This window comes from Shewanella sp. QJM3NY_23 (assembly GCF_056173105.1).
Genome location: NZ_CM149657.1, coordinates 2,521,651 through 2,537,709, shown reverse-complemented (window position 1 = coordinate 2,537,709; position 16,059 = coordinate 2,521,651). Strand labels below are relative to the sequence as shown.

The window sequence follows — 16,059 nt, the reverse complement described above, 5'->3', positions numbered from 1 at the left end:
AGCGGCTAAAATCTGCCGAACATAGTCTAATGTGTGACCGAGATCTTTCTATTTCTAAAGAGGTAGTTAGATTGGAAGCTAAAGCATGAGGGTGAACAAAAAAACAGGCGTATTACATTAGCTTAACGCAATTGTTTGCATTGTTGTTATATTGTTTTACTGAAAAAACAAAGGGAGGCAAAGCCTCCCTTTGGGGTGTTATTGAAGTTAACTCATCACTTAGGGATGAATCATTATCTCAATATTAGTTACCGTGAATTGTCATGATATTTGCTGGTGTGTGACATGTCTGGCAAGTCTCTGCTGCACGAGCGTTGACATCGACCGCATGTACACCGTCTAAAATACCACCGTTGGTTTCGATGTGAGACTTAGCGGCATCATCTAGGTGCGCTTGGTGACAGCTTAGGCAGGTACCTGCATCAGATGAGACCCAAATTTCACCATCGCCATCTTCATCGCGGCTGTCATCTCCATCGAAAGCAGGGTAGCGCCATGCGCGATCTGGTGCTTGACCTAGTTTAACGCCTGAGTCAGCATGGCAGGTTGTACAATCTGTTTTCATGACTGTCTCAGATTTTAGACCGCTGCCCCATTTAGCGTTCATATCATGCCCTGAAGCGTGATGAGCTTTATAAGCAAAGCTTGTAGGTGCAATATCTCCCCACTGAGTTAAGCCTTTATCTGGAGTATGACAAGCTTGACAGTTGACACCATTATCGTAATGAGCAATCACTTTATTGTGGCAACCCATACACTTAGTTGAATCGATAATCGCCCGGCGAGCCTTAGCAGGTTCACTGGTGTCGGTATCATTCCAGGTAAAGCGCAGTGGCTCATCTTGAATGTAGGCGCTGGTGACGACTGAATTACCATAGTCGTCGACCGTATCACAAGCTACTGGCTCAACAACAGGTCGGCCATAACCTCCCTTTCTAAAACAAGTCGATACGCCTGCAAATAGCTCAACACTCTTACCTTCTAGTACTAAGTCATCTGTTACATCATCGGTAGGGAGCTTTAGTGTACTGTTGCTGCTATCTATGCTGAACGTTTTAGTGGTTGCATCATAGCTGGCAGCATTCAGTGCAAAGCCGCGGTCACGGTATTTACTCCCATCTTTGTAAGCGGGGTAGTCTTTGTCGATATCCCAAGAGAAGTAGATGCTTGACTTAGTGAATGGGCCTGGGTCTGCAATAAACTCTTTGGCTACAGGCTCACCTTTATCATCTAAGATTTGCACATCAAAGGTTAATACTTTAGCTGTAACCTTGATGTTGCTGAACTTAGCTGAGTAGCCTTGGCTAGCATTATAGCTTTTCATCACATCGCCATGTGCTTCAGCCCCGCTTCTAGCGTAACCCTCTTCTATATGACAAGAGATACAGTTTTCATTTTGGGGATCGTGATATTTTTTAGGCATGGTAGTGTGGCAAGCAATACAGGCCGTATTACTTTGATTAGCCAAAAATAGATCGGCATTGGCTGGTGCATCTTCACCTGTTACGTGACACGCTGCACAATCAGCTGCCGGCTTTTGGGGATACATCACCTTACCATAGTCATGCACAGAGCCTTTATAACCAATCACCTTGTAAGGTGCAGGAATATTGCCGTTTGCATCAGGTACAGGATCGGTCGAGTCTGGTGCGTAAGTTGTTCTTGCATGACCTTTGTGGATCGCATGGATCATATAGGTAAAGTCGATGCTGTTACCTGATTCAGGATCGCCCGATGTGGCAGTATGACAAGAGGCACAGTTTTCGATGTTAATACGGCGGCCGCCATGCAGCTCAAGACTCTCTGGCTGGTGGCAGGTATAGCAGGTTTCGATTGAAACCACATCGCGACTCTGAATACCTTCTGTTAAGCCAGTTGAAGGCTGCCAGTCAAAGTTTGCATTGGCTGCAAGAGGGCTCAGTTCAAGCTCTAGGGTGGCACGCTGAGTGTAGTCGGCATTATAAGTGACTGCGACTGGGGAAGTCACATCAGCAATATTCTGTTGGAAGGTATAACTGTAGGTACCGTCGCCATTATCGACAAAACAGGTGTCACATTTAGAAGCTTGTTCAACATTCGCTTGGAACTGCGTTGTTGGATTGATGTTAGCTTCACCTTCTGGAACCCAATCTGGATTAGGCGCTTTTTCTGCATTGATATAGGATTGCCATTGAAATCCTCTATCGAACTCTACAGCATCATCACCTTCGCCAAATGTGCGAGTTTCATGGGTTAATTGTGCAATACCAAATCGTAAATCGTGATCTTTGGTTAGCCCTAAAATGGCAACGCCATTGTCATTTTCGAGTTTGAAATCAACTGTGACGCTACCAGCATCGACAGTGGCATTAGTAAATACTGCATTGATGCTTTTAGCGGCATCGATTTTGACGCCAATAACGCCGTCTTTTCCGTCTTCACCATCTTTTCCGTCGCTGCCGCAACCTGAAAGTGCTAAAGAAAGAAGCCCTGCACCTAATACAGCTTTGGTCGCTGCATTAAAATTGAACTTTTTCATCATGATTATTCCCTGCAATAGTTTTAATCATCACTATTGAGTTGTTCTGTTTTAAAAACAGGCCTCAAAATTGAGAACCATTTCTATTTATAAATTTGTAAAACACTCAATTAGTGTGTGGAATTAAATTTCCACCTCTAAGGCTATCTAAGGCGCAACGATTTAGCAGTTGTTTTAATTGCTTTATGTGATTGAGATCTGACTATTTCTTTAGAGGTAGTCGAATTGGATAAGATAAATGGTCGATGCAGAATTAAACCCTACCCAAAAGATAAAAATTAACAGCTGAGCTGTACTTGTAAAAGGTTTTGGGCAAATGCTATCGCATTGTGGTCACGCCACTTTAGCGATCCTGTGAACTGTGATGTGACGCTTATGTGAAAAGATTGTTTGCAAAGCCGATTGAGATAAAGTGGATTATTCTAGTGGCTTTAATTGCTGGGGTTACAGTTTATTGCTGGGCAGTAAAAAAGGAGGGCAAGCCTCCTTTGTGGATTTAATGTCTTTTTTAGCCTGAATCAGCTAGCACAATTAACCGCTAAGGTATTGGCTTTAGCCGCTAAGGAGTTCCCTAGCGGCTAGGACATCAGGTTAACGTTGTAGATTATCCACCGTGGATTGAGCGCAATTGCGTGGGGGTGTGACAGGTCGAACAGGCTTCGGCCGCTCGGGTTCTGACATCATCGACGCTAGTACCATCGAGAATACCGCCATTGGTTTCAATATGACTTGCGCCAGCGTCACTGAGGTATTTCTGGTGACAGCTTAAACAGGTACCTGCATCTGACGAAACCCAGATATCGGCTCCGGTAGTGGTGTCACCATAGCGCCATACGCGCTCACTTGCGCGGCCCAGTGCAATACCATTGTCGGTATGACAGGTACTGCAATCGGTTTTTAAGACAGTGCCCGATTGCACTCCGGCATATTTGAGATAGTGACCTGGCGCCTCATGAGCCTTAAAGGCATAGCTAGTGGACTTTTGGCCACCTGGATAGTCACTGTCAGAACGGGTAGTTTTATCAGCGGTATGACAAGTCTGACAATTGTAGCCGTTGTTATAGTGATGATTTTCTTGATTATGGCAACTCTGACATTTAGCACTGTCGATAATACTGCGGCGCATGGCCGTTTGTGCGTTAGCATCGAGGCCTGAGCCTGCCCAGACAAACTGGTAAGGCGGCTCTTTAACGGCAACGCTGCGGGTGTTATCGCTACAAGCTGTCATGACCACTTGGGCCACGCCATAGCCGCCATTGTTGAAACAGACCTCGATGGTTGACCATAACTCGAAGGTTTTACCATCAGCATCAACAGGTATATCAAAGTTGCTGCCAATAAGAGTGTAAGTCATCGTGGCGGCATCATAGGTGCCTTCAGATAAACGTATGCGGCGCTCGCTATAAGAGGCATCCTCATAAGCGGGGTAATCCTTATCGGTATCCCACGCGACCACGACTCGGGTACTTTGGTCGACAAACTCACTGGCAATAGGTGCGCCACTGGCATCGATCACTTGTACATCAAACGTCAGTTTACCGTTGGCATCGAGCCCGATATTACTAAAGCTGACTCCCATGGCTTCGGCGTCAACATACGCTTGTAATACGTCACCATGGCGTTTTTCCGCATTGCCTGTACCAGGGTACGTATTGGTGGCGTTATGGCAGGCCATACAGTTGGTATCAGTATGATTTTGTGAGGGCTTTTCGCTGTGACAGGCGACACATGCCGTGTTGCTCAGATCGGCTTTAAACAGATCCGCATTAGCCGGAGCGCCAGCGCCTTCAACATGGCATGAGGCACAATCCGCCGCAGGCTTTTGCGGGAAGGTGACTTTGCCATAGTCGTGTAAACTACCGCCATAACCCACAATCTTATAAGGGGCTGGCACTAACCCATCAGGGGTGCTGATTTGCCTGTCTTGCCCTTTATGAATGGCATGGATCATGTAGGTAAAGTCGACGCTGTTACCGCTTTCAGGATCGCCTGAGGTTGATGTATGACAACTGGCGCAGTTTTCTAATGCGATGCGTCGACCGCCATGCAGTGCTAAGCTTTCTGGCTGATGGCAGGTGAAACAGCTGTCGATAGTCACCACATTACGGGTTTGAATGTCGTCGGTAGCGCCAGTTGAGGGTTGCCAATCGTGATGGGCATTGGCCGTTGCTTGTTCCAGTTCTAATTCTAACGTCACTCTATGGGTATTGTCGGCGCCATAAGTAATCGTCAGCGGCTCGGTAACGTTGGCGATATTTTGCTGGAAAGTGTAGCTATAACTGCCATCGAGGTTGTCGACAAGGCAACTTTCACAGTTGCTGGCGGCTTCGACATTGGCTTGATATTGTGGCGATGGATTTAGCCCGGTAGCATCATTTGGCAGTGTGCCCGGTTCTTTCAAGGTATTAATATAGGCCTGCCATTGCATACCCCTATCATAAACCTCACCCTCGATCGTCTCTGTGACTGGCGCCAGTTGCGCGATACCAAAACGGATATCGTAGTCTTTATTAAGGCCCAGCACTGCAACGCCATTGGCGTTTTCTAATCTAAAATCAACGCTGACGATACCATCTGCAATCGAGGCTTGGGTAAATTCAGCCATGATAGTCGATGTTGAATCAATATTGACTCCAATAGGGCCGTCTACGCCATCTTTGCCATCGTCTCCGTCACTGCCGCAACCGATTAATAACGTGCTACACGCCAGAGCGATAACACTCCATGGGGTACCTTTTGCTTTTATATCCATAATTATGCGTTCCATAAATAGTGCGTTTTCAAAAGTCGCTTAGGAGATGTGCGCTAGGGAGCACCTAGCGCACATCGTCATTATTTGATCGGGTGAACCTTGAGTACATCGGCGCTTGCGCCTTGACCGTGACAGGTGGTGCAGCTTTCGGTTCCGGCGTTGGCATCTGCTAAGGAACCCTTGAATACGGCGCCTTGCTGCACCATATGGTTGGTGGCGCTATCACTGGCGTGGCAATCGCTGCAGATGGCGGCGGTAGGGCTAGTGTATAAATCGCCCGCGATAGCCAGTGGTTTTACGCCCGCATACAGTGGCAATGCTGCGGTTAATACGCCAGCTTGTTGGCTATGACACTGCGCACAATTACCTAAGTTTCCAGGATAGTTAATCGACTCATAACCTTCACGTTGGCCACTGTGTATCCCATGCACTAGGTGCTTGTAATCGGCGGTGGCGGTAGAGGGATTATCGGTGGCATCGGCAACCATATTAGGGTTATGACACAGCTGACATTGTCCTTCTAAATCATTGCGTGATCCGTGGAAATTAAGTTGTTGATCGCCATGACAACTCCCACAAGTGTCATTAGTGACCACGACTCGTCGACCGCTATCGCTTAGTGCTTGTGCGCTAAAGAATTGGTGGCTCGACTTGATGTTAACTTCACTGTTTGTGGTGTCACTACAGTCGCCTAATACGCCATTGGCGGCGCAAACTTTGCCTTGTATGGCTAAGGCGCCTAAATCCATCTCAGTGCCAGCTGGAACCGTGACGCCAGTAATTTGATAACTATAGTTGCCATTACTGCCAGCGATGGGGGCTTCCTCTTGCAAGCGGATGGAGCGTGGCGAACGTGTGGCGTAATCGAAGCTGGTTCCCCAATTAGCGTATACACGTAGATCGGCGACAAAGTTAAGATTGTTGGCACTATCTGTATAGAGCTCACCCGATGCGGGGTTACGTAAACTCAAGGTAAAGGAGACAGTATCGCCACTGAGTGATGCTGATGTGATGCTGGCTGCAAACTGGCCTAGGGCCTCATCATTACCACCGTCGTTGTGCACATTGGCTGTCCAATCTGGGTTGTGGCAGGCGATACAGTTGGCATTGTCTGCTTGAGCTGGATGCCCTTGGCCTGCTTTAAAGTCGATATTGTTGTGGCAAGCACCGCAAGCCTCCATGGTCGGAACTCGAGCCCAATTATGATTTTCACTTAAGGCATCATCAGCCACATGGCATGTTTGGCAGTTAGCCAAAGAGCCAGGGAAGCCCGATAAGTGTTTGGCGTGTACCATCTGTGGAAAAATATTGTCAGGATTGTTGACTCTATCGGCATTATGACAAGTGACGCAGGTTTCTATTTGGTTGTAGTTACTACCGTGAAAGGCTAAGTCATTATGGCAGCTATTACAGGTAGCAATGGTCACGATATTGCGGGTGTAAGCTGGCTCTGCACTTGGCCCCGTTGTGGGGGCTTGCCAATCAAGATGTTGGTTGGTCACCGGGAGCACTGTGCCATCGGCTAGGCTGTCGCCGCCTATCTTAATGACGAGTCGTTGAGTTGCTCCCGCTTGGTAACTAATGTCATTCATACCATCAAATGGGGCATCAAAGGTGTAGCTATAGTCGCCATTTTTATAGTCGACATAATCACCTGTACAGCTGGCAGGGCAGTTTTGTGAGGTAAAAAACTGCCATTGCGAGCTATTGCCCGCGTTAGTGTAACCTTGGGGCAGCAACTGCGCGGCAATAAAGGTTGCGCTTGCCACGCCAACAACCGGTTCATCATCTTGGTTGGTGACACGGTAGTTAACGGTGGCAATACCAGACTGCATACTGACATCATCGATAGCGATTTTTAAGGTATCGACCGTCATTGCTGGTGGGCCGCCAGGCTCTCCAGGTTGACCTGGGGTACCATCATCACCACCACAGGCACTGAGGATAAAAGCCACTGCTAGCGTGGCAGCGTAACGGTTAAGGTGGGTCATTTTTTTCATCATCTCTTCCTTGGAAATTTGGTCGTTGGCATCAGTTAGAGTTGATAACTTAATGTCAGCCCAAAATAGTGGGCATTGTAATCGTGGCTTAAATCGCCAAAGCTCAACACATTCGGGATACTGTTTGGCGCTAGCCCTTCATTTGCCCAGTCAGCATCTTGGTATTGTTCAAAAATCCAATCGAAACGCAGTCCAAATTTGTCGCTAATTTGGTAGTTAGCAAAGGTATTGAGTGTGTGCCTAGTTGAATAGTAACTGTCATAGGGGGAGCGCAGACCTTGGATCACCTCGGTATCGTTTTGCCCATCGGCATAAGTGTAATCGATTCCTAATTTAAGCTTGTTATCTAGTAGGTTAGCGTAATCTAATCCAGCGCCGATCAGAGTTGATTTTGCGGCCGAAGTGGCATACCAGTTAGGCGCGCCAAAATTGCTACTGCCGGCTTGGTCGCTATCGCGCCAATCTTGATTAACAAAGGCGTTGAGGTTGATATTGTCGTTGACGGCGTATTGTGCCGACAGATCATAGCCTTGTGTGTCCACTTTTGTGAGCCCAATAAGGGTGTCAGTGTAATCATCTTGCATCCAATGTGCGTTGGCGCTGGCTGAGAAGGCACCAGTGGCGTAGCTGCCGTATAGTCCGTAACGTTGGCGCTCACGGTCTGCCAAATAGCTTTTTCTTAACAAAGGGTTGCTAGGGCTTACTGTGGTGATGACTGGTGAGTATTCGCTACCCGTTCTATCGCTACCGCTGGCTTTGAGCCAGACTTGCCATTGTGTGGAAATGCGATAATTTATTTTGGCAAATAGCGTCGACTCTTGCAGGCTTTGTCTGTCTAAATCACTGTAATTATTGTGATCATAGTCGTAGCCTATATCGATATACGCGGCGCGATTTAGTCGATATTTAGCCGCAAGTTTGGCCTGCTGTGCGGTGCGATCATATTCGAGATTGTGTGCGTAACCACTGAGGTAGCTGTCGGTGATGATCTGTGGATAAAGATCAACTTGAGTTTTGTTGTCGCGGTCACGGTAGTCATAACTGGCACGCAGCGACAATGCTCGAGAGACCCGGCCTGAATAATTGAGTTTCATCTCGGTAATATCAACTTGGCCCGCTAAATTATCCGTTGGCAGCGCAGGAGATGGACCATTAATGGTGGCGGGCAAATAGGACTGATCTTGGGTCATACGGGTAAAGCCTATATGCATCAATACGTGCTGGCTTCCACTGGATAACTGTGTATTCCCGGCGATGCGGTAGGCTTTATTGTCGGGTGATACCGCATTTTGGCCATAGTATGCGGCGCCAAAGGTGGGGGCAAAAGCCGATTGCCAACGCAGGGCTTGTTGATCGTTCTTGTAATGGCTGAGCTGCGTTTCTATTCCTGCTAACCAGTTTGTTCCGTTAAGGTAAATTTTAGCGGTAACATTATCGGTCGCGTCATCAATACGCTCTGCCAGCATGGTACTGTTAGTGAGTAGATTGCCACTGGCGCGGCGCTGACCTTGGCGTTGCTCATATTGATAACCCAGTTCGGCGCGATAAAAGCTACCTGTATAGCTGGCATCTAAGTTGTAACGATCACGTTCAATTTGCAATGAGGTTGGCTGTATGCTGCTTTGTAGATCTGTCATTTGTGATGTGGTCGCACCGGTTTGCCATTGTTGAGGCAGAAGCCAAGTATCGGCTTGAGTGCGATAGGGGGTTAAAGCTTGGTTCGTATCATAGTAGGTGATAGCACGATAGGCGGCCGAGACTTTATATTGACCCGGTTTTCCGGTTGTAAGCTGGGCAGAACCATTATCGTAGCCCAGTTTGTCGGCGGTAAAGTGGGTTTGATAACCCGATGGTGCCTTATGCTGTATATCCGCTTCTAGGCTGGCCACCGCACCATCTTTATCTGTACCGCTGGTATTGCCAAAATGGCTATCTTCGCCATCGTTATAGGCAGTACCTATACCGATAGCACCACTGGTGCCAGTTGTGGTGGTACAGCGTTTACACTCCCAAGCTCCGCTTTTAAGATTGTCACGGTTGACCGATGCTAGGCCATATCCTTCGCCAAGTGCCGTAGTGCTGAGGATTGCCAACGCCAGCGTGCTTAGGCGCAGCGGCAGGGTATTTCTAGTGTAATATGTCATTGCTCATACTCCCTGTTAACGCTGCAGCAGTTTGCCAGATGGATGATTTGAGCCGTGGACTTGGCTATGACAATTCATACAGCTTTGGCCTGCATTAAAGGCATTAGCCGTGTTACCAAACACCGCGTTAGATGTATGGCCGTCTGATGCATGGCATTGCTGGCATAATTGTGGTGGTTTAGCGATTAGCATGGCTTCATTAACACTGCCGTGCGGATTGTGGCAACTGGCACAATTGTCTGTGACGGGGGCATGCTCCCACAGCTTGGGTCCGCGTTTTTCCGCATGGCAGGCGTAGCAGTTGTCGTTAACACTCATCTGTTTGAGACTGGCATCACTGAGGCTACCGTGAGGGTTATGGCAATCACTGCAAACCATTTGTTGCCATTGCATTGGGTGAGCGCTGCGTTTGTGCATATCAGCTTTCTGCTGGGCATGGCAGCTGGCGCACACGGCCACTTCTTGGGCGCGATCGGATATTGGGTCATGTGCGGTGTGGACTTTATGGCAATCAGCACAGGCAACATCGGCGGTATCATGGTGATTTCCATTCCAAGCTATGCGTTGGTCATCGTTATGGCAGCTCATACAGACACTATTTTGTTTTTCTGGGGGGACTGGAGAGTTGGCGCCGAAGGTGATCATCGGCTCTTTACCGCCTTTGTTATGCTTTCCCATTGGGCCATGACAGGCTTCACATTGTAGATCGGCCATAGGGGAGCTCTTGATGGTGGTGCTACCATGAACACCATCGAATAGTGCCATCACGGTTTGGCTTTTACGGTGACAAGTTAAACAGCTATCAGCGCCTTTGGATGAGTACTGACCTTCAGCAAATTTCTTATCGAGTATCTGTTCTACCTCTAGAGCCGATTGTTGATCCGACGGGGTAGCCATTACATTGATGCTTAATAGCATCAAAATAGCGATAAAACTTCCTTGGAATAGGGGCTTTATCCCTGTTGCGTCCATATTCATCATTATTCGTCCCAAGCACATAAGTTGTTTTAGTTGTTATGTTTCATTATTGACTAAATTACCAAAGGTAAATGATAGAACTAAAATGTGACAAATGTGTAAATAAATAGTTATTTACTGGTTTTTTTGGTGGCTTATGGTAGGGAGGAATACTTAAGTGTGACGCTAGTCACAACTTTGTGTGATGCTGGGGGGAAAATACGCACTTAATGAAAATCATTATCAATCGCATAAAGGGTTTTACTCGTTGAGAGATCTGTCACATAATACAAAACACAATTGAAAACTATTATCGTTTACGGTCTCAAATGTTGATCTAGATAAAGTTATTTTAAGTGATGCTCCGTTAAAATCGGTGTTAATTAAGCTCTTTCGAGGCCTGAAAAGGTAGATATACGATATGAAATTAAGCGAATTAAAGCCTGGCGAGAGTGCTGTTATCGCCGAAGTAGGTCAGATTAATCTGCCTTCCGTTGTCAAGCGTAAGCTGTTATCCATGGGCATAACCCCTAACACCGCTTTCACTATGCTTAGACGAGCGCCATTAGGCACTGGTGTAGAATTGGCTATTCGTGGTAGTAAATTGTGTATGCGTAAAGAATTAGCAGATGTAATAGAGGTGGATGTTGCCAATGGCTAACCAATTTCATTGTGTCACAGTCGGTAACCCTAATGCGGGTAAATCGACTTTATTTAATGCGTTAACTGGCGCTAATCAGCAGGTTGGTAATTGGTCTGGTGTTACTGTTGAAAAGAAAACGGGGCAATTCACGCTCAATGGAGCCGATGTTTTATTAACTGATTTGCCTGGTATTTACGATCTCCTTCCGGCAGGCAGTAGCTGTGACTGTTCACTCGATGAGCAGGTTGCTCAGCAATACTTAGCCGATACCAATATGGATGCCATTATTAATTTGGTTGATGCTACGAATATTGAGCGCCACCTTTATTTGACCGTCCAGCTGCGTGAGCTGGGTATCCCTATGGTCGTTGTGGTCAATAAAATTGATGTCGCCAAAGCCCATGGTATTGATATAAACGTGGCTGAAATGAGTCAGCAACTGGGTTGTCCGGTGATTGCAGTATGTTCTCGTGAAGCGGGCGATATTGAGCAGGTAAAAAGCCAAGTTGTCGATTTACTTGAGGGTAAAGTATCTGAAGCGCCATTAGTATTATCATACGATGATGAAATTGAACGTGGTATTGAGGCGCTACATAGCCGTGACGCCAACCTTAGCCGTGGTCGTGCGCTGGCGATGCTGGCTAATGGTTTAGGCTGTGGCCAATGTAAAAATGGTCAAATGCTGTCTGAAGTTTCCCAGTGTTCTGAAGCATTAGCTGCGCAAGGTAAAGATATCGAGATCATGATTGCGGCGACCCGTTTTGATTTTGTGCAGCGGGTGTTTGATCAATCAGTTATTAGCACCAACGTGCCTACCTTAAGCGATCGTTTAGATAAAGTCGCACTGCACCCCGTGGCGGGGGTCCCCGTTTTTCTGTTGGTGATGTATCTGATGTTCATGTTTAGTATTAACGTGGGCAGTGCATTTATTGATTTTTTCGATATTGTCGCCGGTGCCGTGTTTGTTGATCACCTTGGTGCTTTGATGAGCAGTCTCAGTCTGCCTGATTGGCTGGTGACAATTGTTGCTGGTGGAGTAGGTCAAGGTATTCAGACAGTGGCCACCTTCATTCCTGTGATTGCCGCGCTGTTTTTGGCGCTATCGGTATTGGAAGGCTCTGGTTATATGGCGCGCGCCGCTTTTGTGGTTGATGGGCTCATGCGTCGCATTGGCCTGCCAGGCAAAGCATTTGTGCCTATGATTGTGGGGTTTGGCTGTTCAGTCCCTGCCATTATGGCGACCCGTACCTTAGGCAGCGAACGTGAGCGTATCGTGACAGGCATGATGGCACCTTTTATGTCGTGCGGTGCGCGTCTACCTGTTTATGCTTTGTTTGCCGCAGCATTTTTTGCTGAATCTGGGCAAAACCTAGTATTTTTGCTCTATATCATTGGCATTATCGCTGCCGTGGGCACTGGCTTACTGCTACGTTCTACCTTGCTTCCTGGTTCGAGTAGTGCTGTGGTGATGGAGCTTCCTAATTATGAAACGCCTAAATTCAAGACGGTAATGGCCCGCACGGGCAAGCGTACCAAGAGCTTTATCAAAGGCGCGGGTAAAACCATCGTGATAGTCGTGACCTTGCTCAACTTCATTAATGCGATTGGTGTTGATGGCTCTTTTGGTCATGAAGATAGCTCGGAGTCGGTGTTAAGTGTGGCAAGCCAAAAGGTAACACCACTGTTTTCACCTATGGGCATCGAGCAGGATAATTGGCCTGCCACTGTTGGGATCATCACAGGTATCTTTGCTAAAGAAGCCGTAGTAGGAACCCTAAATAGTCTTTATTCGACAGCGAGTCACGATGAGGGCGAATTAACACCATTATCTGCAAGCATAAGTGAAGCATTAGCCACCATACCTGAAAACCTGTTTGGTATTGCACCTGAAGATCCCTTGTCTATGTCGGTAGGAGATATTTCTAATGTTGAGGTTGCTGCAGAAGGATTAGTGGTTGATAGCTCTACCTTTAGTGCACTGCAGGCTGGTTTTAGCGGCACGATTGCTGCATTTGCTTACCTGTTGTTTATTTTATTGTATACGCCGTGTGTTGCCGCAATGGGAGCGTTAGTCGGCGAGTTTGGTTCTCGTTGGGCGACCTTTGCCGCAACTTGGACCTTTGCCTTAGCCTATGGCACTGCTACTGTGTTTTATCAAGCGGCGACATTTGCCCAGCATCCACTACAGTCGAGTCTTTGGATAGGTTTCTTTGTGGTGGCTTTAATCAGCTTCTATCTGTGGCTGAAGCACAAAGGAAAAAAGGCGCAAACCTTGATCCCCGTGGTTAATATCGTGACAGAATAAAGCTAGCTCTGACTCAAAAAGCAGCGAATTATCGCTGCTTTTTTGTTTTTGCGTTAAATGATAGGGCTTTTTGCCTATCAGCCGTTGTAACTCAACCTGATCTGTAGGAATATGCAGGTTTTCCCTAATCGATACCGATCGACTACACTCTCGATTGGTCATAGCACTGTTGGCAAAGAGGATTTCCATGAGTCATGCGGGCACTGAAGTTCGTCCAAGTAACTTCATTCGTAATATCATAGATGAAGATTTAGCAAGCGGTAAGCACACTCAGGTGCATACCCGCTTTCCACCAGAGCCTAATGGCTACCTTCATATTGGCCACGCCAAATCGATCTGTTTAAATTTCGGTTTAGCGCAAGACTATAAAGGGCTATGTAACTTACGATTTGATGATACTAATCCTGAGAAAGAGGATATCGATTACGTTAACTCTATTCAGGCTGACGTGCAGTGGTTAGGATTTCAGTGGGATGGTGATGTTCGTTATTCATCTAATTACTTTGATAAATTACATCAGTATGCGGTTGAATTAATCAACAAAGGGTTAGCCTATGTGTGTTTTCTTAATGGTGAACAAACACGTGAATATCGTGGCACCTTAAAAGAACCAGGTAAAAACAGTCCTTACCGCGATACCTCGGTTGCTGAAAACCTTGAGCTGTTTGAGAAGATGCGCAAAGGTGAGTTTAAAGAGGGGGAATGTTCGCTGCGTGCAAAGGTGGACATGGCATCACCGTTTATGTGCATGCGCGATCCTATTATTTACCGTATTCGTTTTGCCCATCATCATCAGACGGGCGACAAGTGGTGCATCTATCCGATGTACGACTTTACCCATTGTATCTCTGATGCCCTTGAAAATATCACTCACTCTTTGTGTACCTTAGAGTTCCAAGACAATCGTCGCTTGTATGATTGGGTATTAGATAATTTAAATGATTTCCAGGCGCCAAACCGTACGCGTCAATATGAATTCTCACGCTTAAATCTTGAATACACCCTGATGTCTAAGCGTAAGCTTAACGATTTAGTGGTACGTAATTTGGTTTCGGGCTGGGATGATCCGCGTATGCCCACCATTGCTGGGCTTCGCCGCCGTGGTTATACCCCATCCTCTATCCGTGAGTTTTGTCGCCGTATCGGCGTGACTAAACAAGATAATATGGTCGAAGTAGGTATGCTTGATGCGTGTATTCGTGAAGAGTTGAACGAACACGCACCTCGGGCCATGGCCGTGATTAATCCGGTGAAGCTGGTTATTGAGAACTATCCAGTAGATCACATTGAGCGTTTAAGTGCACCAGCGCACCCAACAATTGAGTCGATGGGACAACGTGAGCTTGCTTTTGGCCGTGAAATTTACATCGATGCTGATGATTTCCGTGAAGAGGCGAACAAAAAGTACAAACGTTTAGTGCAAGGCAAAGAAGTGCGTTTACGTAATGCTTATGTGATTAAAGCTGAACGTTGTGATAAAGACGCCGATGGTAATGTAACCACCATCTACTGTACTTATGACAGGGATACATTGGGTAAAAACCCAGCGGATGGTCGTAAAGTCAAAGGTGTGATCCATTGGGTTGAAGCCACTACCGCAGTGAAAGCCGAATTGCGCCTGTACGACAAGCTGTTTAGTCAGCCTAATCCAGCAGCAGCAGCAACCGTGGATGAGGTATTAAACCCTGATTCGTTAGTGGTTAAGCATGGCTTGGTTGAAGCGGGTTTGGTAAATGCACCTGCCGAGAAAGCATATCAGTTTGAGCGCGAAGGGTATTTCTGTGCTGACAGTAAAGATTCTACCCCTGACAACCTAGTGTTTAACCTGACGGTAGCATTAAGAGACTCATCAAATTAGTCGTGTTAAATGCGCTGGTATTTAACCGTGAGAATCTAACAAAAGGCCTTAGGATATCCTAAGGCCTTTTTGTTTGTGATTTAATCGGTGTCTCATCCACAGATAGTTATACAAGGTTAGAGTCGTAAATCACTGTGCATGGTTTTACTTACCGGTGACGATACAATTTTGGCTTATCAAACAATTATAAAGTCAGTTTATTGATACATGGGGCCAAGCCCTAGGCTCCATAAAATGATGCTAGAGGCCATTAATGCAACCAAGAGTACTAGGCCTGCAGTGACCACAGAACTTGCGTAAATAAAGCCTTTCTCTTCGGGGATATTCATGATGATGGGCACGCCAGTGTAGAGTAAATACACCGAATAGCTAAGGCCCGCCAATCCGACCACCATAATAAACCAAAGTGATGGATACAGGGCGGCCAGTCCTACCATAAATAGTGGCGTAGCGGTGTAAGCAGCAAGCTCGAGAGCTTGAGTAAAACTTGGCGTAGCATCGAACGTTTTAGCCATCCAAAATGCTAAGTAAGCTAATGCAAATACCCCAACAATCAGCCCTAAATACATACTGATAGACATCATTAAGGCGCTGGTCTTGGTGAGAAATAGAGGATCTGATACCCCTAAGTCCCAGCCAATAGAGGTGGAGGCAAAATAGGTGCAAATAGCGGGTATAAGCGCGATTAATAACACATGACTAAGACTACTTTTTACCGCCTCGTGATTTTGTTCAATAGTGTGCCACTCTTCCTTAGGATGAGTGTATAACCCCATTAAGTGATTCAATATCATTATAGTTATCCTTGTTTAGCTTCAATCTTACGCTCGCCAAACTTCAGACGAACCTGTTATGGCTTCTGGTCGGCAACCCATAGACCCT

9 protein-coding genes are annotated in these 16,059 nt (G+C 46.6%); 3 read left to right on the top strand and 6 right to left on the bottom strand.

The genetic code is table 11. The features are described 5' to 3' along the window. Positions 1–244: 244 nt before the first annotated feature. The 5 genes from AC0VXX_RS11380 to AC0VXX_RS11360 form a co-directional block, all read right to left on the bottom strand. Entirely contained in the window at positions 245–2,521 is a 2,277-nt protein-coding gene (locus AC0VXX_RS11380) for an OmcA/MtrC family decaheme c-type cytochrome (protein ID WP_475514325.1), read from the bottom strand. 601 nt (positions 2,522–3,122) lie between these two features. After that, complete coding sequence (locus AC0VXX_RS11375; RefSeq protein WP_475514324.1) at positions 3,123–5,270, bottom strand: OmcA/MtrC family decaheme c-type cytochrome; 2,148 nt, start codon at positions 5,268–5,270, stop codon at positions 3,123–3,125. Positions 5,271–5,350: 80 nt separating this feature from the next. Further along, positions 5,351–7,273, bottom strand: a complete 1,923-nt coding sequence (locus AC0VXX_RS11370; RefSeq protein WP_475514323.1) for an OmcA/MtrC family decaheme c-type cytochrome — start codon at positions 7,271–7,273, stop codon at positions 5,351–5,353. Positions 7,274–7,305: 32 nt separating this feature from the next. Next, positions 7,306–9,414: an MtrB/PioB family decaheme-associated outer membrane protein gene (locus tag AC0VXX_RS11365; protein ID WP_475514322.1), complete on the bottom strand. Its 2,109-nt coding sequence runs from the start codon at positions 9,412–9,414 to the stop codon at positions 7,306–7,308. A gap of 15 nt (positions 9,415–9,429) precedes the next feature. Then, positions 9,430–10,392, bottom strand: a complete 963-nt coding sequence (locus AC0VXX_RS11360) for a DmsE family decaheme c-type cytochrome (RefSeq protein WP_475517004.1) — start codon at positions 10,390–10,392, stop codon at positions 9,430–9,432. Positions 10,393–10,792: 400 nt separating this feature from the next. Here AC0VXX_RS11360 and AC0VXX_RS11355 point away from each other — a divergent pair, with 400 nt between their 5' ends. The 3 genes from AC0VXX_RS11355 to glnS all read left to right on the top strand — a co-directional run bounded on the left by AC0VXX_RS11355 (position 10,793) and on the right by glnS (position 15,177). After that, a complete protein-coding gene (locus AC0VXX_RS11355; protein ID WP_475514321.1) occupies positions 10,793–11,032 on the top strand; it encodes a FeoA family protein in 240 nt (79 codons plus the stop codon). After that, on the top strand, positions 11,025–13,319 hold the full coding sequence (gene feoB, locus AC0VXX_RS11350; RefSeq protein WP_475514320.1) for a Fe(2+) transporter permease subunit FeoB: 2,295 nt from the start codon (positions 11,025–11,027) through the stop codon (positions 13,317–13,319). The genes AC0VXX_RS11355 and feoB overlap by 8 nt, the downstream gene beginning before the upstream one ends. A gap of 187 nt (positions 13,320–13,506) precedes the next feature. Beyond that, entirely contained in the window at positions 13,507–15,177 is a 1,671-nt protein-coding gene (gene glnS, locus AC0VXX_RS11345; protein WP_475514319.1) for a glutamine--tRNA ligase, read from the top strand. Between the two features lie 197 nt (positions 15,178–15,374). Here glnS and AC0VXX_RS11340 read toward each other — a convergent pair whose 3' ends face one another. After that, positions 15,375–15,971: a Yip1 family protein gene (locus AC0VXX_RS11340; protein WP_475514318.1), complete on the bottom strand. Its 597-nt coding sequence runs from the start codon at positions 15,969–15,971 to the stop codon at positions 15,375–15,377. Positions 15,972–16,059 lie beyond the last annotated feature (88 nt).